The sequence below is a fragment of the Desulfosporosinus acidiphilus SJ4 genome (assembly GCF_000255115.2).
Lineage (GTDB): Bacteria > Bacillota > Desulfitobacteriia > Desulfitobacteriales > Desulfitobacteriaceae > Desulfosporosinus > Desulfosporosinus acidiphilus.
Window position 1 is genome coordinate 926,315 of sequence record NC_018068.1, and the last position, 24,775, is coordinate 951,089.

Genomic DNA, 24,775 nt, shown 5'->3' on the forward strand with positions numbered 1-24,775 from the left:
TCCTATAGTGATTCACTTTACGTTCTCCAGAGCTTTCTTACTCTAGCAGTTCTCCCAGTTTTAGGCTACTTGGACTTCCACATTGTCTTGTGAGCTTTCTAATCCGGACGTTACCATCCACGCTAGTCACAATAGAGTTACCCCGAATGGATGGGGTAGCCTTTCGCAATATATCAAGCGACTTCTTATCGCACTTGCACGCCGCGATCCGAATGAATTCTCAATTGAACATTCGGAAAGTCATATGTTAAGTCATTATAGGTAAAGGTGTTCATGTAGTGGTTTCCTTCTTTTGGAAAGAATTGTCTTAAAAAGTATACTTTCAACAGGATATATAATAATCCAAGCTAGTCCAATTGTTTTAGTTATCTTAAAGAATTGACCGGTATTATCTCTAGAACTCTAGACAATATTGTTACCTTTGTACATGACAGTGAAATTTCCTCAGCTCTTCAGTACTTAAATCATGCTCGAACATGCCTAACCGGTATGTTCGAGATCTACTTGGGCTATTAGCGGCGGAAGAATTAGGACATATGGAATTAATCGCTGCGGCCATTACTAAATTAGGCGGACCTACGCTTACTTGTGTGAATTCTCAAGGCGCCCCTTGGGTTTCAACGTATATTGATCAAAGCACTGATTATATTGCTATGCTGCAGGTAGATATTCAAGCGGAAACCCGGGCCGCTCTTCTCTATCAGCGACATTTAGAGTCAACCACAGATCCTAACATGAAAAAAATGATCAACTTTCTAATTACCAGAGAAGGGGTACATAAATGATTGCTCAAAAGGCACTAATATTAATCCGGGAAAACGGGTCGCCTGAGGAATTGAATGAATTAATTTATGAGTATAAGATGAGTTTGCAGGTTTTGGAATGAAAAGGATATTGACTAAAAGAGTCATTGAACTTCGAGATGAAGTGTCAATGACTCTTTTTCGTTGGTTGCGGATCAATTTATAACCTACCGATTTTTAGGTATTTCTGCAAGGAATGGAATTGTTAGCGCAAGGCTAGAAGAAAAGAACTATACTGAAGAATATTTAATGTTTGGCTGGAACAAGAGGTGTTTGGAGCTTGTGGCAGGCGCGGTGATATTAAAAACCCCCAGGCATTTCAAAATCAACCACTAATGAGTATTATGGATTTTGATAGTAGAGTTGTAGAAACCTACGTTGCCGAAGAATTTATGAAAAATGTAAAACTCGGTGCATTAACGGATATATTTCCTCAAGCTGACAAGTCGGAAATATTTAAAGGTAAAATAACTAGGATATCAAAATCGATGATTCAAAAAACGGCGAAACCGATTTATTAGTTGAAATTTCTATAGATGATAAAATAATTTTTTACTGCCGGGAATGAATGTTGATATTTTAATATAAATGATTCGATTGCTAAAAGTCTAAAAAATGTCAGCATCATTTGTATTTGATTTTCTTCTTGACAGATCGCATCGGGCGGGATATATTGTTTTCAAGAAATGAATGAAACCTTATTCATTTCTTGAAATAAAGGAGGAAATCATAATGGTTTACAAACGGTCGAAGAAAACAGAAGATCGAAAAGATGAGAGGAGGAAGCTCATAACCAAAACGGCAGCGAAGGTTTTTGCCGAACGCGGCTATCACCAAACATCGGTTAAAGATATCACAGATGATGCAGAAATTTCAGTAGGTACATTTTACCTATATTTTAAAAATAAAGAAGATATATTTGAAACACTCTATGATGAAATGTATAAAATTATCGCTAACATTACCAATTATGCTATCTATGGCAAAGAGGCAAGTGTTGCTGAACGATTTTCCCGAGCTGCAGCATCATCGGCCTGGGCTCATCAGAAGTATCGAGAGCTAGCCAAGATACTGCTGATTGAAGCGGTGGGTTTGAACCCACGCTTTGAAAAGAAGTACGCTGCTTTAATGCAGGCATCGTGTAAATCTATGGAATCCACTTTAGAATACTTAAAAACAAGAGGCGATGTTGATATTCCGGATGTCAGAGTTGCTGCAATTGCTCAAGAAGGAGCATTCAGCCATGTTATTACTTACTGGCTTAGAAACGATTCTAATTCAGATCTTAAAAAGTATATATATCCACTAGTAGTTTATGATCTCCAAGCATTGAAAATTGATTTTCAGCCGAATGATGTCCAAAGGTATATCGAAGAAATCTTTCAGGAATTAGATAATGGAATTGACAAGTATATATCGTTTAAGTCACTTCAAGAGAAACGAGGAGGCAGTGATGGATAAAAAATTTGGGAATAACTTTACAACAGGAAGTATTCCACGGCAACTCTTGATTTTTTCCCTGCCGATTTTACTTGGCAATTTAATCACAACAGGATATAGCATTATTAATGCTGGATGGGTTGGTAATCTTCTGGGTGGTACAAGTGTCGGAGCAGTTGCTGTGGTTTTCCCTGTTATGATGCTCCTCATAGCTTTGATTTCTGGGGGAACGACTGCGTCATCTATTCTGATAGCACGATCTTATGGTTCGAATAACAATAACATGATCCAAAAGGTAGTTAATAATTCATGGACTGTTGGATTGGTAGTTGTTCTGTTAGTGACCTTATTTGGTTTCCTGTCATCGGGTTGTATCCTGAGAATTATGGGAACACCTGCAGAATTATTGAAACAGGCAACGAGCTATTTGCAAATCTCACTTTTAGGCTTTGCTTTCATGTACTTATCGAATCTTGTAGTATCGATTTTGAGGGGTATTGGTGACACGACAACTCCCATGATTTTTATGATTTTATCTACGATTGTTAATGCAGTTCTTGATCCGCTTCTAATAGCGGGGATTGGCCCATTTCCTAAGCTTGGTTTGAACGGGTCTGCTGTTGCATCATTGATTTCCACGGCTTTGGCGACCATATCAGGGCTTCTTTATCTAAAAAGAAAATATAGAGGGTTACCCATTAACTTAAAAAGACTCGAACTTGATATTAAGATGATCGCTACAATCGTGAAACTTGGTTTCCCCGTCTTTATTCAGATGTCACTTATATCCATCAGTACAGCTTTTGTAGTCATATTTGTCAATGAATTTGGTGCTAAAGCCATTGCAGCATATGGCGTAACCAGCCGGATTGATACTATAGCCATAATGCCAGCAACGGCAGTTTTCATGGGAATATCTACACTTACTGCTCAAAATATTGGAGCGAATAAGTTTGAAAGAATCAAGGGCATTTTCAAATGGGGAATTATGCTGAACACAGCAGTGATTTTGACTATATCCCTATTGGTTGTAGTATTTGCTGGAGGCATCATGAAACTGTTTGTCAATGATCAGAAAATAATAGACATAGGAGCAAATTATCTTGCTATCGTCGGTTCCTCATACATATTATTCGCTATTTCCTTTGTGTCCAACGGGATCATCAACGGTGCCGGTAAGACAAACATAACGATGCTGTTCTCATTTTTTTCTTTGTGTGTTATAAGGGTTCCTTTAGCCTGGGTTTTATCTCATACTTCCCTTGGTTTAGCTGGTATTTGGATAGTGATAGCCATAAGCTACGCAACAACAACCATGTTAAGTCTTGCCTATTACTTTTCCGGGAGATGGAGTAAACATCTTGATACTAGATGTGAATCACCTGAGAGAATCCCAGTGATTGAGTCTTAGCCGAAAAGGGCTTTACGGATTGGTCATTATTTCGGGCGCATACTTCCATATTAGGCCCTAATTCAGTAAGAACCAATTGAGCCGCGGCTTTGTCAATGCCTGGATGCGAATCAATGATGTCAACAAGTTCCCGGTAAGGTAAGCATTTCTCATCAATCATTTGTTCTAACTTGGCAATTTGTGAATGAAGAAGCTCAGAACAATCTCCATTGAATCTTCAAGGATATTGTGCACGGGAATACAATATTTACAGTGTTCTCCATAACTACTTTGTTGTAGTTCTCTTCCAATAGCAAGTTTTCAATTTTTCAAGGTCAGAGGTTATTGAAGTATAGGTTCTGATTGTTGTGTGCCGCAAAGCGGCATGAGAATTTCCCTGAAATACTGGCCGATATTTTTCCAGAATCGCCATAATAAAAGAAATCCCAAAGGGTTTGGTAGGAATTCAGAAGCGACTAGCAACAAAATTTCAGTACCCTCTATAAAGAATTCCTACTATTAGATTCTCCAAGAGGATTGACCTTTTCTCGATAAAGCAGATACTTCAGAGTTAGTGTTTTTCCGAGCTGTTTGCGCAGATAATCCCGAAAGAGATGATGATGTCTGAACCATGTGCCCTGATCATCCAAAGGGATCAGAAAGCTGTTCTGTTCGTACAGTTCCTGGAGCAGCCGGGTGCCGTCCCGCCGCCAAGGCCCTACCTGGTACATTCGGCATCTTTATTGACCGTTCAAGGCACGTTGATATTACTTCATTGAGAATCAATATTTAGTTTTTCTGGAGGTAAGACAAAAGAAGTTTACCGAATTAAACATTAATGCTTTAATAATATATTCAAGGTGCTGCCCCATAAAACACTATTTTCTTGGCCTTTGCCTAAACGGCGGGGGCCTTTTCGCGTAAGCAGATATTTAGATGGAACGCTGCGTGACGAAAACTGTCATAAACGGTGTGGAGCAGAGGAAAAGGTGGAGATAACATCAAATCCTTACCTATCGTTATTGTTTAGGGGAAAACGAGCTAAAAAGGCTAAATAATGAGTCACAGTGTCGTGGGTGACTTGAGACTGTTAAATTAGGCTTCTGTAATTACTGGAAATATTGTGGGGTATGAGGAAGTGCTACATCAGCACTTTAAATAAGTTACGTTGCCGGGCGCTGTGACATGACGAAAGGCTCTCTCCTTAGTTTGGAGGGAGCCTTTTTATTTAAGAAAATAATATCTTATAACGAAGAGGAATTATTGGCACTCAGTTGCTTAATCTAGATTGTATATTGGACTTTTGCTAATTGTTGTAATATGGGTATGTGTATGGGGAGTAATCGCGGTAGGGATAAGATCTTTGATGGAATTTTTGGTTGTATTGGTCTTCGTTGTTATTTGAAGAATCATTGTCATATTGGTCCTCATTGTCATTTGAAGAATCAGTAGTTAGATCGGTTGTTGGGACAGTAATAGCACTAGGAGTCGTTGTAGTATTTGTGTTCCCACCTCCCAGAATTTCATTTACACGATTAACGACCCAATCTGGTAAACCAACAGATCCTCCAAGGACGTTAACTTGTGGCGTAACACCAGTCGTTCGGAGAGTAATGAGATAATCGCGAATTGCAGGGGGCAGCGCTCTTGCTTTAGGATCAACTAATAAGATAGGTGAATTGTTTTGTGCAGCTAATGTACTTCCAGAAAGAGCGTCGGCAAAATCAAAACCATTAGCTAGATAAATTTGCGTTGGATTGGGGTAAAACTTATACAAGATCTGAGATAGGGTATCGAATCTATCCTGACCGCCAAACCGCTGAATTTGAGCGTTAGGTGCAGCGGTTTGAAGTTCCGTTTGAATGGAATCGTGTAAAATGAACTTTCCGCCGACAATATAAATATCCGATGGTTGATCCGAGGTAACGAAATCCTTCACAGTTTGAGGCAGTTGATTAGGTCCGCTTAAAAGAATCGGCCATCCTTTGCTAGCAGCTATAGAAGCAACCCCTAACGCATCTGGGAAATCATAACCGCTGGCAACGACAATTGCCGTCCCGGTGGTTACAGAAAGATTTTTAACAATAAGCGCATCTGTTGCAAAACGGTCGTTCCCTCCCAAACGGGTTACTGTATAACCAGCATTCAACAACCAGTCTTCAACTTTTCGAGGAACAACGGCTGCTCCACCAACAATAGTGACGGTTCCTCCAGATGCCAAATGGTTTCTAATAAAGTCCAAACTGACTTGTGAATCGTGCATGTTAGTACCTACCAAGATAATCGGGGCTTGAAGCTTTGTCGACAGAGAACTGGCTGCTAAAGCATCTGGGAAACTATATGCGGAAGCAAGAATAACATTTGAAACTTGTTGCCCTTGGAATTCTTGTCCGGCTATGGAAATGGACGTTTGGAAACGATCTTGACCAGCGAATCGATTATATCTGGGAGCGGCTTGAACACTTCCGACTAATGTAAAGAGGAGTAGGATACTTATCATGACTAAAGTAGAAAATTTAAAATGTTTATTCATGTTTTCCCTCCCGAATCTTTTCTTATTATTAAATATAGCGGTTAGAAATTTATTATTGTATAAGCCATTCCTCCCATAATATATAGGTCATTTCTCCTAGTTATTAAGATAAAATTCAGAGTTGAAAGTTATCCCATAGAAATACATCCAGGTAAGGAATACCTAGGAGTCGATTTATTAATCGCTAAGAATGCCGCCGATGTGATCGTCGCTTCAGGCTATTTCGAAGACGGTTTTGCCCTGCAAACAGGCTCAGGTGGAGCTTCGTTTGCTGCGACTAGATTTTTATGGGAAAAGATGATTGAGAGAAATATCAAAGCTAGTTTTGCGTTAGGCGGGATTACCGGACAGATGGTTGAGCTCCATGAGGAAGGACTTATTAAAAAGTTACTGGATGTCCAAGGCTTTGACCTCAAAGCGGTTGCCTCACTTAAGAATAATAGGTTCCACCAACAGATTGCTGCTGGGTATTATGCGAGCCCTGATAATCCGGGAAGCGCTGTCAACCAATTGGATGTCACTGTGTTGAGTGCTTTGGAAATAGATTTGGATTTTAATGTGAATGTCATTACCGGATCTGACGGAGTGATTCGCGGTGCTTCAGGAGGGGCGGAGGAATTAGGACCTATGGAATTGATCGCTGCGGCCATTACCAAATTAGGCGGACCGCCGCTTACGTGCGTGAATTCTCAAGGTGCTCCGTGGGTTTCAACGTATATTGATCAAAGCACTGATTATCTCACTATGCTGCAGGTAGATATTCAAGCGGAAACTCGGGCGGCTCTCCTTTTTCAACAACATTTAGAGTCAACCACAGATCCTCATATGAAAAAAATGATCAACTTTCTCATTACCAGAGAAGAGTACATAAACGTTTGCTCCAAAAGGCACTAGTGCTAATTCGAGAAAACGGGTCGCCTGAGGAATTCAATGAATTGATTTATGACTATAAGATGAGTTTGCGGGTTTTGGAATGAAAGAGAGAAAAATAGGCTTAGGCACTTTCTAAAAGAATTGCCTAGGCCTAAGAATTTAATCTTATTACCTTTGTGGGCGGTACAGACGTCATTTTTGTGGCCCTGGTTCATGCTGAATTGCGGGTTGACATAATACAAAACATATAAAAAACATAAACATCCTAAAGTTAAAATCATAATTAACTATGTCGATGAGGGGATAAAAAATGTTGTTATCTCAGGAACCCTAATAGCATTTCTGCAAGGAGATATATCATCCTCCTCTGTGTCGAAAAAATCGAAATGGATTAATCTTCTTGATAAACCGGAAAACTTACGGAAAATGTAGAGCCTTTGCCAAGCTCGCTGTTTAACCCTACTTCTCCTTCATATGCTTCGACAAGGTTTTTCGCAATGGCCAATCCTAAACCACTACCATTTGCATACTCCTGAACATACCTGCCCTGTTTGAACCTATCCCAAATTATTACCTGCTCTTCAGCCGGAATGCCTGGTCCCTGATCGGTCACCGATATTTTTACTTTATTACCCTTTTCTTTAGCAGCGATCAGAATCTCTCCTCCCTCCGGGGAGTAACGCAAGGCATTATCAATCAAATTGAGCATGATTTGTTTTAAGCGATCCGTGCCGCCATTTATCGGTTTAATATTTGCTTCATATTCAAAATTGATTCTTACGTTTTTCATTTCGGAAACAGGTTCAATCTGGTGTTTAATATCCTCTAAAACATTGTGGATATAAACTCTTTCATGCGGGAGTTCTAGAGCGCCGCCATACTGAATACGGTTCAACTCCAGCAAATCATTTACCAAGCGGCGCATACGCAAAGTTTCATTATGAATTGTTTCCAAGTAAGAACGTTTTTTTTCTTCATCAGTTATTACATTGTCAAGGAGAGCCTCGGAATAGCCCTGCAAATACGACAAAGGCGTACGCAATTCATGGGATACGTTTGCAACAAAATCCCTGCGTAAATCCTCTAATTGTTTTTCTTTAGTAATATTATGCCATACGGCTACCAGGCCACCGCATTCCTGATCCGTAATCAGCGGTGATGTTTCTACACTGTAAACCTGATCCTTAAACCTAAATTCCCCCTGGTGAGGAATAGGTTCCAGCATTGAATTAAGCAAAAAGGTTCTCAAGGATTGCGGTAGATTGTCAAGAGTCAGTGAAGCGCCGCCAATAACCGGTTCCAACAACCGCTTGGTCATTCGGTTGGCAAGAATAACCTGTCCGGTTGGGGATATGGTTAATACCCCATCCTCAATGCTGCCGAGAATATTGGCTAATTGCTGGCGTTCTCGCTCGTTTTCATGGATCTTCTGCTTTATTTCATCAGATAAAGTATTAAAGGAATGGCCCAGAGATGCCAGTTCATCAGTAGAATTCGCAGGTAACGGGCGGGAATAATTTCCGGTTGCGATATCTTTAATCGCGCGATCCATCTCCACTACCGGACTGGCTACTCTTTTTGCAAGGAGCAGACCTAAAGGAACCGCTAAAAGAAAGGAAAGTGTCAAGCCCCAGCCAATCGAGTTGGTTACCGATATGCTCACTGCATTTAAATAAGTCATGGGCTCAATCACAAAGATCCCGCCCATAAACTGATTGTCTTTAATGATGGGCGCGGCGACCTTCAAAATATGCCCGCTTGCATAATCGGCCTTGCCTTCATAGGAAATGTCTTGTCCTTTTCTGAGTTGAGCAATATCTTCAACTGGCATATCAAAATTAAGCCAATTCCGGATTTGATGTGTGCCGAGGATAACCTTTCCGTCGGCATTCGTAGCCAGTAGATCATATTTTAAAAGGTTTCCCAGAAAAGCAAAATGGTCATCGGCGCTTTGAATATTTTGCAAAGAAGAAACGTAAAATGCTAAGCTGTTAGCAGTATCCGTTAATTCTTCATTTTCTTCTGCTGCATAGCCATAATAAAAATCATGAGTGGATTTGGCCAGTATTCCGCCGAAAATAAGCAGCACCAAGAACACCCAGGCGACAATGACTATCCAGATCTTGCCGGCAAAACTTCGAAAGATCATCTCGGCACCTCAAATTTATACCCTATACCCCAAACCGTCTGCAAATAGTTAAACGGCGCAATGCTATTGAATTTTTCACGCAGGTTTTTCACGTGTACATCAACGATACGCAATTCCGCCAGATAATCTTCACCCCAGGCCAGAGACATGATCTGCTCACGCGAATAAACCTGCAGGGGTTTTTTAGCAAGCAAGATTAAAAGACTAAATTCTTTGGGAGTCAAGATGATTTCTTGATTGAACCATTCAACCCAGTGGCGCGCATTATCAATAAGTAAATTAGGATAGCGCAAAAGGGCCTCATTAGTCTGCTGAAATTTCACTGAGCGCCGCAAAAGCGCTTTGGCTCTCGCGGTCAGTTCTCTGGGACTAAACGGTTTTACTACATAATCATCAGCCCCATATTCAAAGCCGAGTAAACGGTCTGCTTCTTCCCCTTTGGCAGTGAGGAGCAAAATCGGCAAGTCCACTTGACTGGAGCGAATCATGCGGCACAAAGTCAAACCATCCAGTTGAGGCATCATGACATCAAGGATAACCAAATCAAATGCTTCATTTTTAAGTTCTGCTTCGGCTTTTAAACCGTCTGCCGCTTCAATCACTTCAAATCCCGAATTTTCCAGGTATACCTGTACCAATTCTCTTAAACCGGCCTCATCGTCAACCAAAAGTACTCTTGGTTTTAACAAATCCATAACTAATACACCTCGGCTTTATTATAAACAAAATCCCGGTATAACGACATATTGCATTTAATTCTTCATATATTCTTCATATATTCTTTATTAAAACTATATTTAATTCCTATATTATCACCTAGTGAGTGTTTTCACAGCTTAATTTATTAATCAAGGAGGAATTTGAATACCATGAAAAAGTCACTGCTTTTGCCCCCCATGGCCCTGCTAATTTCCCTCGTTCTGACCGCCTGCGGAACCACTTCAACCACTTCTTCTGCTGCTCCGGCAGCGACAACTCAGGCTCCGGCTCAAACTCCCCAAATTACCAAAGTGGATGATCAAGTCATGACCGTCGTACCTGATTTAAAGCTTGGTTCTGATGGCAAAATTCACGATTCTTTCTCTCCCGCTGATTTAACAATCATGCAAGGTGTTCCGACAAAAGTTACGGTATTAAATTATGACGACGGCGCCCATGACATTGTCGCTAAAGACCTTAAGTTAAATGTCAAAATTCCTGGTTCAACTAAAAAAGGAGTTCCTTCTACTACCACTTTTACAGTTACGGCTGACAAAACCGGAGATTTCCATTGGCTCTGTGATGTTCCTTGTGATGGTGCCGGCAACCCCAACAAACCCGGTTCTAATAAAGGCTGGGCTATGGCCAACGACGGCTACATGGCCGGAACGATTCATGTTGTTGCTCCTTCTACCAAGGATAACGTTGCCATGACCATTCTTCCCGGAACCAAACTTGGTCCGGATGGCAAAATGCATGATATCTACTCTCCAGCTGATTTAACTCTTGTCAAAGGTCAAACCACAACCGTAACTGTTTACAACTACGATGATGGGGCACACGATTTTGTCGTCAAAGATCTCAACCTGAATGTCAAAATCCCTGGATCCAAGAAGAAAGGCGATCCGTCTGTAACCACCTTTACAATCACTGCGGACAAAGCCGGTGACTTCCACTGGGTTTGCGATGTTCCGTGCGACAGTGACGCTAATGGCTGGGCTATGAGTCATGACGGTTACATGGCCGGTGTCGTTCATGTTCAATAATAGTCTGCAATAGCGAAATATCAGTGTTGAACAAACTTACTTTTAATAAGCAACACATTTCATACCTGAATATTTTTCTATGTTGTATGTCGGCTTGAGGGACTCTTAACCGGATATAGATAGACCCGCCACCTGGCGGGTCTATCTATATAGGATTGAGGAAGAAGGCTATTTATGAGGTCTTCCCGAAAGGTTTGGGTGACACACTCACCTCCCCGTGCTCTGTAGTGTACTTGCACGACAAATTTAAGAATAGCGCATAGGCAAAATTTTTATAACGTTTTGTGCCTGAGCGTGCGAAAGGAATGGCTATATATGAATAATGAGCAGGGCAAAGGAATACCCAGAAGGAGATTTCTCGCCTGGGGTGCCGGCTCGGTCGGCGCGGTTATCGGTTTAAGTTATGTTGGACTATTGGGGGATTTCTTAAATCCTCCGGCGGCAAATGCCGAACCTTTGCAAGAAGTGGGCCGGGTATCGGATTTTGAGGAAGGGACTCCTAAGTTTGTCACTTACAAAGGCAGTACAACCGCTGAAGGGGTTTATGTGGTTAATTTAGGCAGTGAAGGTTGGCTGGCTTTGGATTTTCACTGCACCCACCTGCAATGCGGCGTAAACTATGTCGACGCGGTCAAAAAATATATATGTCCTTGCCATGGCGGTGTTTATGATCTTAAAGGCCAGGTTCTTAGTGGCCCTCCACCCAAGAACTTGCCCAGACGGGTTATTCAGATTCAAGGTGATTCTGTCATGGTTGGAGGGATAATCGGATGAAAAAATGGCTCGATGACCGGTTGAGAACAAATAGCCTGATGGCTTCTTTATTCGAACATCCTGTTCCTAAAAAGAGCAATTTTCTGGATTACCTTGGCTTTGCAACCTTGTTTGCCTTCATAAACCAGGTTGTCACCGGCATTCTATTGGCTACGGTTTACAAGCCTTCGGCCCAGGAAGCCTACGACAGTATTAAAGCCCTGGACAGTTCTGCGATTGGCCACTTTGTCCGCTCCCTGCATTCCTGGGGCGCCAATTTTATGGTTGTGCTTATCGTCCTGCATTTATTGAGAGTCTTCTTTGTCGGTGCCTATAAGCGTCCGCGCGAACTCACCTGGGTCTTGGGAGTAATTCTGCTGATTGGTACCTTGGGACTTGCCTTTACCGGTTACCTTCTTCCCTGGGATCAGGAAGGATACTGGGCGACGACGGTGGGAACTGCCATGGCCGGTTATGTGCCCCTTATAGGGGATTTCCTGCTTCGCTTAATGCGGGAAGGCGTTCAAGTTACCGGTGCAACCCTGACTCGATTTTACTCCATTCATATGCTGGTTTTACCTGCCATTATCCTCCTGGCCTTCGCTCCCCATTTCTTTTTTGTCCTGCGGCAAGGAATGGAGTCGACAGATGAACTGACTGAACTTAAGAACAAAGGAGAGGATATCAGTAAAAGGTCACTTCCTTTCTGGCCCAACGTTGCTTTTCGCATGGCTGTTACTGTATTAATTGTCGCCATTGCTCTCTGGGCTTTAGCAGCCATTTATCCCAAAGGACTTGGAGACGCCGCCGATCCTCTCAATAAAGCGCACTACATTCCAGAACCCGCCTGGTACTTTTTTGGAGTTTACCAACTCCTCAAATACTTCCCCGGCAAACTGGATATTATCGCTATGGTCGGTCTTCCTTTGGCAGCTTTCATCGTACTTTTCGGCCTTCCCTGGCTTGACCGTAATCCAAATAAACAACCTAAAAAGAGGCCTGTCGCCTTGAGTATTGCCACAGTCTTAGTCATTGGCATCGTGTTCCTGACTTATCAGGGTATGGATTCGGTTCCTAAGACCCTAGCCTCGACGGGTGTAGTGACTCATCCCAGTTATGTCAAAGATATCAAACCTATTCTAGGCAATAGTTGTATTCAGTGTCATTCGGGATTCGATTCTTATTCAAATGCTGTGGCTAAAGTAAGTCCCGGTAATCCGGAAACCAGCTTGCTCTTCGAACATATAACCGGAAAATTACAACCTCAAATGCCCCTTGGCCAAAATCCGCTTAGTAATGATCAAATTCAAATTATTAAGAACTGGATTAAGGACGGAGCCAAGAATGATTAGGGACTGCTGAACAGTGAATAAATCCCTCTGAGATTCTAATCTAGCCGTCCTAAAGTACGCTTTGCTTAAAATTCTTTAAATCATCGCATATTCGTCTTATCAAATGTATTGATTTGTGTAAAGGAATAACTAAACCTTATACTGGTAGTACTATGAGATTCCTCGTACCAGCCACATTTATTGTAGAAGGCAATAGCCCTGGAGTTGTGCGGCAGTACTGTTAAGGAGACTTTTTGCACCTCTTGTATGTAAAGTTGTGCACAATATTCAATGAGCAATTTCTCTGCTACACCTAGCCCCCTGTACTCTTGCTTAACACCTAAAGATAATATTGAAAAAGGCTGACAAGAATTAATCTTGCCAGAGCTTATTGAGGTTATCTTAGGTCGCCAAAATGATTGCCAAGCGTATCGAAAATGAGTAGTTCTTTTTCTAATGCTACGACGTACAACTTTATCAGTTAACAATCCTTTTAGTATTAGAAAAGCTACTCGCGCAAAATTACGTCCATAAAATTGTTGAAAAAATTGTACGGACTGTTTCGTACCTGCTACCAAACCAATTAATTTATCGTTATACTCAGCAACATACCCGCAATTCTGATTAGAATGAAGGAATTCTCTATAAAACAACGATAAAAACGATACTCCTAGGTGGCTAAGAAAATATTCTGGGAAAATTTCACGATGCATCGTTGCTATCTTTACAATATCATCTTCATGGAAAGGTCTGACTTCAACCTTTGAAAGATTTACCAATGCCTGATTGGAATTGCTTTCAATTTTTAAATTATGATATTCGCATTCAAACATATCGATTTACCTCATTAGCATCCTTTTTAGTGTTACTGTAACTTTCATCTTTACCTCTAGAGTCCATGAGGTCTACTTAGATATAAACTAAAGAAAAGCAATTAACAGAGTAATGAAACAGCCTTAGTCACTGAACCAAGGCTGTTTTTTCTCTTCAACTTTTCGAGGAACAACGGCAGTTCCCCCGACAATCGTAACAGTTCCACCAGATGTCATATGGTTCTTAATAAAGTTCAAGCTGGCCAGTGAGTCCTGCATGGTCGTGCCTACCAGGATAATGGGGGCTTGTTGCTCTGTCGCCAAGCAAATTTTATTATTCTATAAGCGATCCCTCCTGTTTTCGTTTGTGAAGGATTCGTGTATTTAATAGAATAAGTAGTATTAATAACATGTATAGTCTAGTAAACGAAGCTGAGAGTTTCCTGAGAATGCACATAGGACTTAAGTCATATTTTGAATTTCAGAATGATTACTAAGAATAGACTAGACCCCGGTATAAATAATAAGATAATGAGTTTATCATTAAGAAACTCCGAAAAATATCTGCAAGATCTTCTAATACTGTATACTTATAAAATAGGAATTGATTTCTGATTTTAAAAGAACTATAATCTATTTAAGATGTTTGACATCAATACAAAAAGCAATGGCGCTTTAGATTAATAATCTAAAGCGCCTTCTGTTTTTATAAGGGAGGGATTCTTATGGTTAATATAACATAATGAAAGGGAAAAAAATATGAACTATTTTGATTAAGGTACTTGGCCGGTAACCGTCAAAGTTAGTTCGCTATTTTCTTCCCATGTGTTACATCTATAGTATACCAGTTTCAAAGGTCGTAGGAAAGTATTACGTACAATATGTAAAATTATTGAAAACATGGACTATTTCACCAAAATTGTTGGTTTTGCTTGTTGACGCATCGTTCGCTTTGTTTACGGGTTGATGTGGTCTCTGAGCATTAGAGAGAGATTTAGTCTACTGAGGGAAGGAGTTAAGATTATGCCCGAGACAGAAATGAAGAAGACTTTGGGTCTAACTGGTGTAACCGTTAATGCAATGGCTTTAATAGCCCCAGGTGCATTTTTATGGTTAACTTATCAAATACAATCTGCACAGGTCGATACATCGGGAAATACAACAGGAGGAGATATGTTTGCAGGTCTGGTATTTGCTCTAATTTTAGCTTTTCTTACGGCAATCTCCTATTCAAAATTGGCAGAGTTATATCCTGAAGCAGGGACAGGAAGTTCATATTATTTTGCTGAACAGGCTTTTCTTAATAGGGAATTAAAAGTATCTGGTTTCTCTAGAATAGCTAAGTTTTTAACAGGGTGGTTTTCGCATCTTTATTACTGGGTATATCCTGGAGTCATGGTTGCAATGTTTGCCACCATGGTTACCTATATTGCTGGTCAATTAAATGTCACCTTATCAATTCCTGTTCAAATTATCATCGCGGTTGCGTTTGCTTTTATTGTTGGTGCAGTGGCATATCGGGGGATAAATGGTTCTACTCTCTTCGCTATATTGATTAATGTTATCCAAATTGTAACCTTGGTATTTATTACCGTCCTTGCTTTAATATATCGGCTAAATAATCCTCAGCATGTTCAATTTGTTCACAAAAGCTTACTTGATATCATAATGCCCCATAATTTCTCAGCGGTGTTGTTCCAGGCTACTATTTCTATTCTTTTATTAGTGGGCTTCGAATCGACTACAGCCTTAGCGGCAGAAGCTAAGTCACCAAAGCATGTAAGCCGTGGAGTAATTCTTTCCCTTATTTTACAAGGGCTGATATTTTATCTTTTTGAATATTTTGGTGCTAATGCATGGATCAATACTTCTTATACACAAACGATTGGTAATAAAACATTTACAGGGTTAGATGCAGCTGCACAATCTGGGGCACCTATCGGCGATATGGTACAGAATCTTGGAAATGTGCTGTTGAACAATTCTGGCTTTGCCCTCATGATCATTGTTTCGATTTCTGTGGCTATTGCAATCTTTGGTTCTACGCTATCTTGTATGAATTCTGGAGTCAGAGTAACCTATGCAATGTCCAAAGATAAAGAAGTTCCAAGTATCCTTGGAATGTTACATCCAAAACATGCTACCCCTCATGCCGGAGTCTGGATACTAACAATTGCGTCGGCACTTATAGGTGGATTTGGAGTAATTTCGGTCCGAAACTTAACTGCCATAACTCTATTCTCAAATGTCGGGACCTTTATAATTTACGGGATGACTAACATAATAAGCTTGATAGCCTTTATGCGGCATCCAGCCCAGAACAAAGTGCTCCATTTGATTGTGCCAATACTTGGCTTCATTGCGAATTTAGGGATGCTGATAGCTGTATTCTACCTAGGAATTTTGGGAGGTGGCGATACAAAGATTGCTGCTTTGGAAGCTATTGCTGCTACAGGAATTTGGACAGTTATAGGAATATTTTACTTGATTTCTAACAGCCGTTCATTGGGCCGAAAAATTATCACTTCTCATAATGCTGCAAGATAGATGTATTACATGGTGCCGGAAATGGCAGAACACATTTTGTAAAATACTCAAGATTAGCTGATTAAAAAGAAAGTTCATGAAATGCAAAATAGTAACTAAAGTATTAGAAATTTAACATGTTTGAAAGGTATTAATAAACTTGCGTCAGGGCGCTTAGCAAGCGCCCCCTTGCTAGTTTGGGGGCCGATGCAATGTCAATAAAAAGTAATATACAGAAATTTCATTTTAGTGTGGAAGGAAATACGAATAAGGGTCAGGTCCGTCCACGAAACGAGGATTACTTTAACTATTTTATTCCTCCTCATATAAATATAAGAGAAACTTTCGGAAGTCTTTTCGTAATTTCGGATGGTGTAGGAGGGCATCTAGCCGGGGAGGTTGCTAGTGCTGAGGCGGTAAATGTTCTTCTGCAAGAATATTATTTCGGAAATTACTCTAAAAAACCACCTAATCGTTTAAAAGAGGCCTTTGCTCATGCAGCTACGCACATTTTTGACTTATCTAAACAACATAAAGGATTCTCGAATATGCAGTGTACTCTTACTGCATTATTGCTCAGGCAAGATCAATATATTATTGCTCACGCTGGAGACTCAAAAGCCTTTTTACTGAGATCTAAGACCTTAACCCAATTAACGAAGGATCATAGCTTAGTTGCGAAGCTAGTTCGTATGGGTTTAGTTTCTAAAGAACAAGCTAAAACTCATCCTTATAAACATATGCTTATCAGGGCATTGGGAGAAAGTCCGCTATTACCCATTGATTTGTCGACAGGAACTATACAAACGGGTGATGTATTTTGTCTAATAACCGACGGAATTTTAGAGCATCTAAATGAAAACGAATTAAGAGAATTTCTTTTAGAAAATGAAGAAAATGATAATTTTGGTAAAATTCATAAAAGATTAATACGAGAAGTGAATTCACGTGGTGGTTGTGATAATATGACTATACTAACAGTTAAAGTTATGGAGGATAGTCAAATTGTTAGTTCCTGAAATTGGCGATATCTTTGAGAACCGTTATAAACTCCTTAAACAGATAGGGAGAGGCGGATTTGCTTGTGTTTTCTTGGCAGATGATCAATTAACCGGCGAAAAAATTGTTCTAAAATTCCCAGACGTTACCCAATTGGGGGATCCTGCCACTTATGAGCGTTTTAGAAGGGAATCATCAATTGGAAAGTTGCTGGATCATCCAGATCTACCGATAGCCTTAGCATGCTCTGAAGGCAGCCCTCCTTACTTAGTATTAAAATATGTGGAAGGTAAAAATCTTGCTAATATATTAAATGAGAACGGAAGTTTTCCTGTTGAGCAGGCGGTTACATTAGTAATTAGCTTATTAGAGGCTATACATCATTGCCACGAAAAAGGAGTTTTTCATCGAGATTTAAAACCAGAAAATTTATTATTGGCTTCGGATGGGCACCTCAAAATTCTAGACTTTGGAATAGCTCTCATGGAAGGTGGTCCGAGAGTCACTTGGCGAGGCTTCTCCGGCTTAATGGGAACTCCTGAATACATGGCCCCTGAACAAATTAGGGGAGAACGGGGTGGTGCCCAAAGTGATATATATTCGATCGGATGCCTTCTGTACCATTTAATAGCTGGAAGCCCACCTTTTACAGGTGATAATCCACTCTCAATAATGCATCAGCACTTAACGAGCGATCCGCGAGAACTTTGCAGATTCCTTCCTACAATAGATCCTAGAATTGAAACTGTTATTAAAAGAGCATTACGGCGTAGAAAAGAAGAACGTTATATAAGTGCTCTTGAAATGGCCAATGACCTTCGGAATCCTGACCATGTTGATCTTCAATGGTTAAAAAAACCCAATCCACCCCTTATTGCAGTGATGACAAATGAACGTTCGCCCTGGTTATTTATTGGCGGTGCGATTATTGTGGGGATTGTTCTGGCTTTGTTGTCCTTCCTACTTTTTCACTGATATTAGGACTTGGATTTAGCATTTCACGATCATTATTTAGTATTGAAGAAATCTTATAAATAAGTAAATAAGGAGGGTGATTACTTTGACAAAAATTGAAGCGTACCTTCGCCCCAATAAATTGGATGTCGTTAAGAGCGCATTGGGCAAATTCGGAATACATGGTATGACCGCTTTAGAGGTAATAGGATGTGGGCTTCAAAACGGATATACCGAAGTTATTGATGGTTATGAGTATGACATTAATCTTTTACCGAAAATTAAAATTGAAGTTATCGTCGCAGATAATATTGTCGATGATGTGGTTAAATTAATTGCCGATAGTGCACGAACCAATAAAATCGGAGATGGAAAAATATTTACCTATCCAGTGGGGAGCGCTATGAGAATCCGAACAGGAGAAACTGGAGATGACGTCATATAATTACTAAAAATTACAATTACAACATTAACCTTTTGAAATGCGCGATTTAATTCTATGAAAAATATTTGGGCAAAGACGCCTATAGCTACATAGTAAGTAGTTGTGGGCGTTTTCCTTTTGGGTGGGGTGTTTAAAAATGAAAGCATTAAAATGGATCTCAGATCACTTATTACTCTTTGTTTTTATCATCGGAATATTTTCGCTTTTTTACCCTGGACTTGGTTCTTCTCTAGAATGGATAGTTTCTCCGGTCTTAGCAATTATGGTTCTAAATGTGAGTATGACCATTAATACTGAGGATTTAAAAAGGATTAAGAAATATCCGTTATTAATTGTTTGGGGGGTATTTCTTCAGTTTGTTCCTATGGCTATATTCGCAGCATTGATAGGAAAGCTATTTTCGCAGTGGGGAGATATAAGTACGGGACAATTGCTGTTGGGTAGTCTTCCCGCTGATGTTTCGGCACCACTAATGGTTTATTTGGCAGGAGGCAGTACAGCTATTGGAACTGCGATGTTGGTCATTGCTATGGCTCTCACTCCGTTCGTTTTGCCGAATGTTCTCGCCTGGTTCGGTGGAGTCAATTTTAAAATACCGGTCTCTTATCTAATTATTGAATTAGCCTTAATCATTATTCTACCTGTTGTATTAGGAATCTTTATAAATTATAAATCTGTAAAAGTTAAAGAGAAGGAACAAATATGGTCGGGGATAGCTTCGCTCTGTTATATAATTCTTTTATTTGTAGTGGTGTCATCTAATGCAAAGTCAATAATATCATTAAAACAATTTGCCTTGTTAATACTGTTAGCTGAAATAGCACTTAATTTATTCGGATTTAGCCTGGCATATCTAACAAAAACTTTTACTAAACAGAACGATGTATTTCTTCCACTGTTATCTCTTGTAAGTACTAAAGAATTCGGTATTGCATCTGCGGCAGTGGAAACCATGAAATTAAATACAACACTGGTTATACCCTCTGCATTCTATGCTGTCGTACAAATGATATCATCACCGATTATGGCCAAAATCGCAAAGAAGCATTTTAGTCATACAGAGAATTGAACCGAGCTAAGCAAAAATCAGGATTAGTTTAGATTGACTTAGACCTTAATTTACAAATTACTGTTATATAAGATGCAAAACGTGCAATGTGCAGTTTAAAAATGTGTCATTGCTGATTTTGACGGAATCCATGATATTAATTCCATGAGTTCAAACAACTTTATTGTGATCAGAGAAGAATTGGGAAAAGAGCTTACTCTCTGGTGTTGTAATAGCTATTATGGGATTAATGACCTTATGAAAATATTAAATTCTTATGCCGAATCAGTTGTAATCATTTACAACCCTTTGTAACTGTTTTGCATAATCTTTAACGTATTCGTGATCGTCAGATATATTCTATCAACCTTTTTCAGAAGTTTTTCTGTTAATTTTATCACAATGTAAAAAAGTAGTTAAAGATTTCGGCTGACAAAGTACTAAAATCTCATAACCTTACGCCTAAAATATATCCAAACAAAAAAGAACTTATCGTTTCGAGTTCTTTTTTGTTTGGATATATTTTTACGAAATTTTTACATCATATTTACCCTATTATGATGCTGTTAAATCTTACAATTTTACAGGTATTAGAACTATAATGACGTTAAATTCAAAAAGATTCTGAGTGAGAATTAATGAATAAGAGCTATTAACGTGGATTGAAGGGAATACGAATGATAAAAAGTGCAGTAGAATTTCTTCTTTTGGGATTAACCTCGGTTCTCTTGTTTATTGTTTATGAAAGATTAAGGTTTAATACAGGTAAAGAAATGCTGACAGAAAAAATGATAAGGTTTCTGGAGAGGATTCATCAAAAAACGGCGCCTAACTACAATGATCCGGAGATGAGGAATTACAAGTTGTCAGAAAAGGTTATCGTGAAAGAAGTTTATTTCCAGCGTGAAATCGATAGTTAATTCTATGTAAAAAGGGGAAATATAAACAAATTAAAGGCAGTTTTAATTAAGTTTTTATGTATCTGGTGTAACAGACATCAATTATAGGGGGGAATATATATGTTGGACCTAGTATTAGGAGGGATAGTTACGGTGGGTCTTTTGGTTTATTTAAGTTACTCACTTGTAAATGCTGAAAAAATATAAGAGAGCTTAAATGACTTTCTATTAATCCCCGTTGAAGATTACAACGCATTGCTTTTTAAAATGGAGGACAACTGATGAGAACGATGGATATAGTACAAATACTATTTTATGTTTTAATTCTTACAGTTTTAGCTATTCCTTTGGGTCGATATATGGCTAAAGTTTTTAGCCAGGAAAATACTTGGGTTGACCCGCTGTTTCGACCTCTTGAAAAACTGATCTATCGTCTAACGGGAACTGATGAACAAAGCGAGATGGACTGGAAAAGCTATGCCGGGGCACTCCTGATTTTCAACTTCTGTGGTTTTTTCGTTCTTTTTTTACTTCAGTTGCTACAAAAATACCTTCCCCTTAATCCTCAAGGGTTCGGTGCAGTGTCCCCGGATTTAGCGTTTAATACTGCCGCTAGTTTTGTAACGAATACGAACTGGCAAGCGTACTCCGGTGAATCCACCATGAGTTATATGGTACAGATGGCAGGGTTTACTGTCCAAAATTTTGTCTCTGCCGCAACTGGTATCGTTGTGGTGATTGCCCTTACAAGAGGTTTGGCGCGAAAAACCGCATCTACAATCGGAAACTTCTGGGTAGATCTGACTCGTTCCATCTTATGGATATTACTTCCTTTATCAGTGATTGGAGCGCTTGTTCTGACGCAACAAGGTGTTATACAAAATTTTAGTTCGTATTTACATTTGGCAACTCTTGACGGCGGTAAGCAAACTCTTGCTATGGGGCCGGTGGCTTCCCAAGAGGCCATTAAAATGTTTGGAACCAATGGAGGGGGCTTTTTCAATGCCAATTCGGCCCATCCTTTCGAGAATCCTACGCCGTTATCCAACTTTTTAGAAATGCTCTTTATCTTGCTTATTCCGGCTGCTTTACCTTTTACCTTCGGACACATGGTTGGCAATCCCAAACAAGGAAGGGTAATCTTTGTCACGATGCTCGTACTGTTCTTAATATTTGTAGGAGCTACTTATTCCAGTGAAATGTACGGAAATCCAAATGTGACAGCCTTGGGAATCAGTGGTCCTTCGGCCATGGAAGGCAAAGAAGTACGTTTTGGCGTTGCGAATTCTGCGCTCTTTGCCACTATCACTACTGCAGCCTCCTGTGGAGCGGTAAACGCGATGCACGATAGTCTTACCCCCCTCGGTGGTATGATTCCGATGCTGCAAATGATGTTAGGGGAAGTCGTTTTTGGCGGTGTCGGTGCCGGACTCTACGGTATGCTGATCTTTGTAATCTTAACCGTCTTTATAGTGGGTTTAATGGTTGGGCGAACTCCTGAGTATTTGGGCAAAAAAATCGAATCTTGGGAAATAAAAATGGCCACTATTGCGATTCTTGTGCCGGCCGTTACAATTTTGGTGGGAAGTGCTCTGGCGAGTGTTACAAAAGCAGGGACCTCGTCAATCTTAAATCCGGGACCTCATGGTTTAAGTGAGATTCTCTATGCTTTTACTTCTGCTGGAGCGAACAATGGAAGCGCCTTTGCAGGCCTAAATGCTAATACGCCCTTTTATAACATCGCCATTGGGATAGCGATTCTTCTTGGACGATTTGGAATTATTCTTCCAGTCTTAGCAATTGCCGGTGGCATGGTCAAGAAGAAAGCAATTCCTGAAGGCCCCGGTACGTTTCAGACGACAGGCCTGCTTTTTGGAGGTTTACTTGCGGGGATTGTGATTATAGTCAGTGCCTTAACCTTCTTCCCGGCACTTGCCTTGGGTCCAATTGTTGAACATTTAATCATGATTGGGAAATAACTTTTACTATTAATTGTAACTTGGAGGCAACAACATGCAAGAAAATGTGAGCCATGAAGGTAAAAAAACCCCTTCGGGGAGTTTTAACTCAGCAATGATCTTGGAAGCCAGCAAAGATGCTTTCAAGAAATTAAACCCTTCGATTATGTGGCGTAATCCGGTTATGTTTGTGGTAGAGATCGTGGCAGTATTAAGCATCTATTTTGTGCTTAGGGATTTGTTTATCCATGCTGAAACATTGAGTTTTAATGCTCAAATTGCAGTTTGGTTATGGATAACGGTTTTATTCGCGAATTTTTCCGAAGCTATCGCCGAGGGGCGAGGAAAAGCACAGGCCTCGGCCCTGCGCAAAACGAGGAGTGAAACATTAGCTAAAAAGCTTGACGGTGAAAAACACGTGAATGTACCCGCCCCCGATCTGCGTAAAGGGGACATTGTTTTAGTAGAAGCAGGGGATGTTATTCCCGGTGACGGGGAAGTCATTGAAGGCATTGCGTCGGTTGATGAAAGTGCAGTCACGGGAGAATCGGCACCCGTTATTCGTGAATCTGGCGGTGACCGCAGTTCCGTTACGGGCGGAACTAAAGTTTTATCAGACTGGATTAAAGTTAAAATTACTGCTAACCCTGGGGAAACCTTTCTGGACCGCATGATTCATTTGGTTGAAGGAGCCAAACGACAAAAAACACCGAACGAAATTGCCTTAACCATTTTGCTTTTAGGGTTAACAATTATTTTCCTGCTGGCAGTTGCTACTCTTGAACCTTATGCTATTTATTCGGGAACCATCGTCGCTGTTCCGGTTCTAGCCGCTCTGTTAGTTTGCCTTATTCCCACAACTATTGGTGGTTTGCTCAGCGCCATTGGGATTGCCGGAATGGATCGTTTGTTAAAACGAAATGTCCTGGCCATGTCCGGTCGGGCTGTAGAGGCTGCCGGCGATGTCAATGTTTTGTTGCTGGATAAGACAGGTACAATTACTCTTGGTAACAGAATGGCGACGGAATTTATCCCGGCACCGGATGTACCGGTGGAAAAACTGGCAGACGCAGCTCAAATTTCCTCACTCGCCGATGAAACTCCGGAAGGACGCAGCATTGTTATCTTAGCAAAAGAAAAATACAATTTGAGAGAGCGTGATATCAATAGTTTAGGCGCCACATTTATACCCTTTAGTGCCCAAACGAGAATGAGCGGTGTTAATTTCGAAGGACGAGAAATTCGCAAAGGGGCAACAGATGCCATTGAAAACTATGTTCGAGAGCAAGGCGGGATTATGCATCCCGATGTTATTGCTGCAGTAGAAGAGATCGCCAAAAAAGGGGGTACCCCTTTAGTTGTGGCAGAAGGAACTCAGGCATTAGGAGTCATCTATCTTAAGGACGTTGTCAAAGGCGGTATTAAAGAACGGTTTGCCCAACTTAGAAAAATGGGCATAAAAACAGTCATGATTACAGGCGATAATCCGCTTACAGCGGCTGCCATAGCAGCAGAGGCAGGAGTTGATGATTTCTTAGCTGAAGCAACTCCGGAAGCAAAATTGAAGCTGATTAGAGATTACCAAAATAAAGGGCATCTCGTGGCCATGACAGGGGACGGAACAAATGATGCCCCGGCACTGGCTCAGGCAGACGTAGGAGTAGCCATGAACAGCGGGACTCAGGCAGCTAAAGAAGCGGGCAATATGGTTGATTTAGACAGTAACCCTACAAAACTGATTGAAGTTGTGGAAATTGGTAAACAGCTTTTAATGACGAGAGGTTCACTGACTACATTCAGTATCGCCAATGATGTAGCAAAATACTTTGCCATCATTCCGGCCTTATTCTTTGCCACTTATCCTCAATTAAAGATCTTAAATATTATGCACTTAGCTACTCCCCAAAGTGCCATCCTGTCAGCAGTGATTTTTAACGCTTTGATTATCATCGCGCTAGTACCTCTTGCTTTACGCGGGGTGAAATACGAACCCCTTGGAGCGAATATTATTCTGAGAAAAAATCTCTTGTTCTATGGTTTAGGTGGTTTGATTGTCCCATTCATCGGAATTAAAATCATTGATTTGATTATCTCAGCTTTAGGCTGGGCGTAAGAAG

Annotated in this window: 23 protein-coding genes and 1 pseudogene; 18 read left to right on the plus strand and 6 right to left on the minus strand. The window is 40.4% G+C overall.

The window, feature by feature from the left end:
* Positions 1-476 precede the first annotated feature (476 nt).
* The 4 genes from DESACI_RS25640 (at position 477) to DESACI_RS04290 (ending at position 3,654) form a co-directional block, all read left to right on the plus strand.
* On the plus strand, positions 477-785 hold the full coding sequence (locus tag DESACI_RS25640; protein WP_345788485.1) for a manganese catalase family protein: 309 nt from the start codon (positions 477-479) through the stop codon (positions 783-785).
* Between the two features lie 287 nt (positions 786-1,072).
* Positions 1,073-1,324, plus strand: coding sequence for an HlyD family secretion protein (locus DESACI_RS04280; protein ID WP_041275961.1), 252 nt, complete (start codon positions 1,073-1,075; stop codon positions 1,322-1,324).
* Positions 1,325-1,535: 211 nt separating this feature from the next.
* On the plus strand, positions 1,536-2,264 hold the full coding sequence (locus DESACI_RS04285) for a TetR/AcrR family transcriptional regulator (RefSeq protein ID WP_014825945.1): 729 nt from the start codon (positions 1,536-1,538) through the stop codon (positions 2,262-2,264).
* The gene (locus tag DESACI_RS04290) at positions 2,257-3,654 is read left to right on the plus strand and encodes an MATE family efflux transporter (protein WP_014825946.1); all 1,398 of its coding nucleotides are present in this window, start codon (positions 2,257-2,259) and stop codon (positions 3,652-3,654) included. The genes DESACI_RS04285 and DESACI_RS04290 overlap by 8 nt, the downstream gene beginning before the upstream one ends.
* A gap of 479 nt (positions 3,655-4,133) precedes the next feature.
* Here DESACI_RS04290 and DESACI_RS04295 read toward each other — a convergent pair whose 3' ends face one another.
* The gene (locus DESACI_RS04295) at positions 4,134-4,364 is read right to left on the minus strand and encodes a winged helix-turn-helix domain-containing protein (protein WP_041275962.1); all 231 of its coding nucleotides are present in this window, start codon (positions 4,362-4,364) and stop codon (positions 4,134-4,136) included.
* Between the two features lie 575 nt (positions 4,365-4,939).
* The gene (locus tag DESACI_RS04300; protein ID WP_014825947.1) at positions 4,940-6,166 is read right to left on the minus strand and encodes a cell wall-binding repeat-containing protein; all 1,227 of its coding nucleotides are present in this window, start codon (positions 6,164-6,166) and stop codon (positions 4,940-4,942) included.
* Positions 6,167-6,337: 171 nt separating this feature from the next.
* Between DESACI_RS04300 and DESACI_RS23965 the strand changes: the two are divergent.
* Together DESACI_RS23965 and DESACI_RS23430 are read left to right on the plus strand one after the other, a co-directional pair.
* Positions 6,338-6,775 (plus strand): annotated as a pseudogene (locus tag DESACI_RS23965) (citrate lyase subunit alpha); the annotation flags it as partial.
* 18 nt (positions 6,776-6,793) lie between these two features.
* Positions 6,794-7,060 (plus strand): manganese catalase family protein, encoded by a 267-nt coding sequence (locus tag DESACI_RS23430; RefSeq protein ID WP_242833166.1) that lies wholly within the window; start codon positions 6,794-6,796, stop codon positions 7,058-7,060.
* A gap of 370 nt (positions 7,061-7,430) precedes the next feature.
* Here the strand turns inward: DESACI_RS23430 and DESACI_RS04310 are convergent, their stop codons facing one another.
* Together DESACI_RS04310 and DESACI_RS04315 are read right to left on the minus strand one after the other, a co-directional pair.
* Positions 7,431-9,188 (minus strand): HAMP domain-containing sensor histidine kinase, encoded by a 1,758-nt coding sequence (locus DESACI_RS04310; protein WP_014825948.1) that lies wholly within the window; start codon positions 9,186-9,188, stop codon positions 7,431-7,433.
* Positions 9,185-9,883 (minus strand): response regulator transcription factor, encoded by a 699-nt coding sequence (locus tag DESACI_RS04315; protein ID WP_014825949.1) that lies wholly within the window; start codon positions 9,881-9,883, stop codon positions 9,185-9,187. Before DESACI_RS04315 ends, DESACI_RS04310 begins: the two co-directional genes overlap by 4 nt.
* Positions 9,884-10,057: 174 nt before the next feature.
* Here DESACI_RS04315 and DESACI_RS04320 point away from each other — a divergent pair, with 174 nt between their 5' ends.
* The 3 genes from DESACI_RS04320 to DESACI_RS04330 all read left to right on the plus strand — a co-directional run bounded on the left by DESACI_RS04320 (position 10,058) and on the right by DESACI_RS04330 (position 13,038).
* Complete coding sequence (locus DESACI_RS04320; protein ID WP_014825950.1) at positions 10,058-10,933, plus strand: cupredoxin domain-containing protein; 876 nt, start codon at positions 10,058-10,060, stop codon at positions 10,931-10,933.
* A gap of 315 nt (positions 10,934-11,248) precedes the next feature.
* Positions 11,249-11,707 carry a QcrA and Rieske domain-containing protein gene (locus tag DESACI_RS04325; protein WP_014825951.1) on the plus strand — a complete coding sequence of 153 codons (459 nt, stop codon included), beginning with the start codon at positions 11,249-11,251 and terminating at the stop codon, positions 11,705-11,707.
* Positions 11,704-13,038 (plus strand): cytochrome b, encoded by a 1,335-nt coding sequence (locus DESACI_RS04330; RefSeq protein WP_014825952.1) that lies wholly within the window; start codon positions 11,704-11,706, stop codon positions 13,036-13,038. The genes DESACI_RS04325 and DESACI_RS04330 overlap by 4 nt, the downstream gene beginning before the upstream one ends.
* 80 nt (positions 13,039-13,118) lie before the next feature.
* Here the strand turns inward: DESACI_RS04330 and DESACI_RS04335 are convergent, their stop codons facing one another.
* Together DESACI_RS04335 and DESACI_RS04340 are read right to left on the minus strand one after the other, a co-directional pair.
* The gene (locus DESACI_RS04335; protein WP_014825953.1) at positions 13,119-13,850 is read right to left on the minus strand and encodes a GNAT family N-acetyltransferase; all 732 of its coding nucleotides are present in this window, start codon (positions 13,848-13,850) and stop codon (positions 13,119-13,121) included.
* A gap of 123 nt (positions 13,851-13,973) precedes the next feature.
* Positions 13,974-14,153, minus strand: a complete 180-nt coding sequence (locus DESACI_RS04340) for a cell wall-binding repeat-containing protein (protein ID WP_041275964.1) — start codon at positions 14,151-14,153, stop codon at positions 13,974-13,976.
* Positions 14,154-14,852: 699 nt separating this feature from the next.
* On the opposite strand from DESACI_RS04340, the gene DESACI_RS04345 reads away from it, so the two are divergent.
* The 9 genes from DESACI_RS04345 to kdpB all read left to right on the plus strand — a co-directional run bounded on the left by DESACI_RS04345 (position 14,853) and on the right by kdpB (position 24,771).
* Positions 14,853-16,376, plus strand: a complete 1,524-nt coding sequence (locus DESACI_RS04345) for an APC family permease (protein ID WP_014825954.1) — start codon at positions 14,853-14,855, stop codon at positions 16,374-16,376.
* Between the two features lie 191 nt (positions 16,377-16,567).
* Positions 16,568-17,374 (plus strand): PP2C family protein-serine/threonine phosphatase, encoded by an 807-nt coding sequence (locus tag DESACI_RS04350; RefSeq protein ID WP_014825955.1) that lies wholly within the window; start codon positions 16,568-16,570, stop codon positions 17,372-17,374.
* On the plus strand, positions 17,361-18,329 hold the full coding sequence (locus DESACI_RS04355) for a serine/threonine protein kinase (protein WP_014825956.1): 969 nt from the start codon (positions 17,361-17,363) through the stop codon (positions 18,327-18,329). Before DESACI_RS04350 ends, DESACI_RS04355 begins: the two co-directional genes overlap by 14 nt.
* Before the next feature lie 85 nt (positions 18,330-18,414).
* Complete coding sequence (locus DESACI_RS04360; protein WP_014825957.1) at positions 18,415-18,753, plus strand: P-II family nitrogen regulator; 339 nt, start codon at positions 18,415-18,417, stop codon at positions 18,751-18,753.
* A gap of 136 nt (positions 18,754-18,889) precedes the next feature.
* On the plus strand, positions 18,890-19,822 hold the full coding sequence (locus DESACI_RS04365) for a bile acid:sodium symporter family protein (RefSeq protein ID WP_014825958.1): 933 nt from the start codon (positions 18,890-18,892) through the stop codon (positions 19,820-19,822).
* A gap of 656 nt (positions 19,823-20,478) precedes the next feature.
* Positions 20,479-20,721 carry a hypothetical protein gene (locus tag DESACI_RS04370; RefSeq protein ID WP_014825959.1) on the plus strand — a complete coding sequence of 81 codons (243 nt, stop codon included), beginning with the start codon at positions 20,479-20,481 and terminating at the stop codon, positions 20,719-20,721.
* Positions 20,722-20,820: 99 nt separating this feature from the next.
* The gene (kdpF, locus tag DESACI_RS25720) at positions 20,821-20,907 is read left to right on the plus strand and encodes a K(+)-transporting ATPase subunit F (RefSeq protein ID WP_083845542.1); all 87 of its coding nucleotides are present in this window, start codon (positions 20,821-20,823) and stop codon (positions 20,905-20,907) included.
* A gap of 74 nt (positions 20,908-20,981) precedes the next feature.
* Positions 20,982-22,679 (plus strand): potassium-transporting ATPase subunit KdpA, encoded by a 1,698-nt coding sequence (gene kdpA, locus DESACI_RS04375; protein ID WP_014825960.1) that lies wholly within the window; start codon positions 20,982-20,984, stop codon positions 22,677-22,679.
* 34 nt (positions 22,680-22,713) lie between these two features.
* Positions 22,714-24,771, plus strand: a complete 2,058-nt coding sequence (gene kdpB / locus DESACI_RS04380; RefSeq protein WP_014825961.1) for a potassium-transporting ATPase subunit KdpB — start codon at positions 22,714-22,716, stop codon at positions 24,769-24,771.
* Positions 24,772-24,775: the final 4 nt, after the last annotated feature.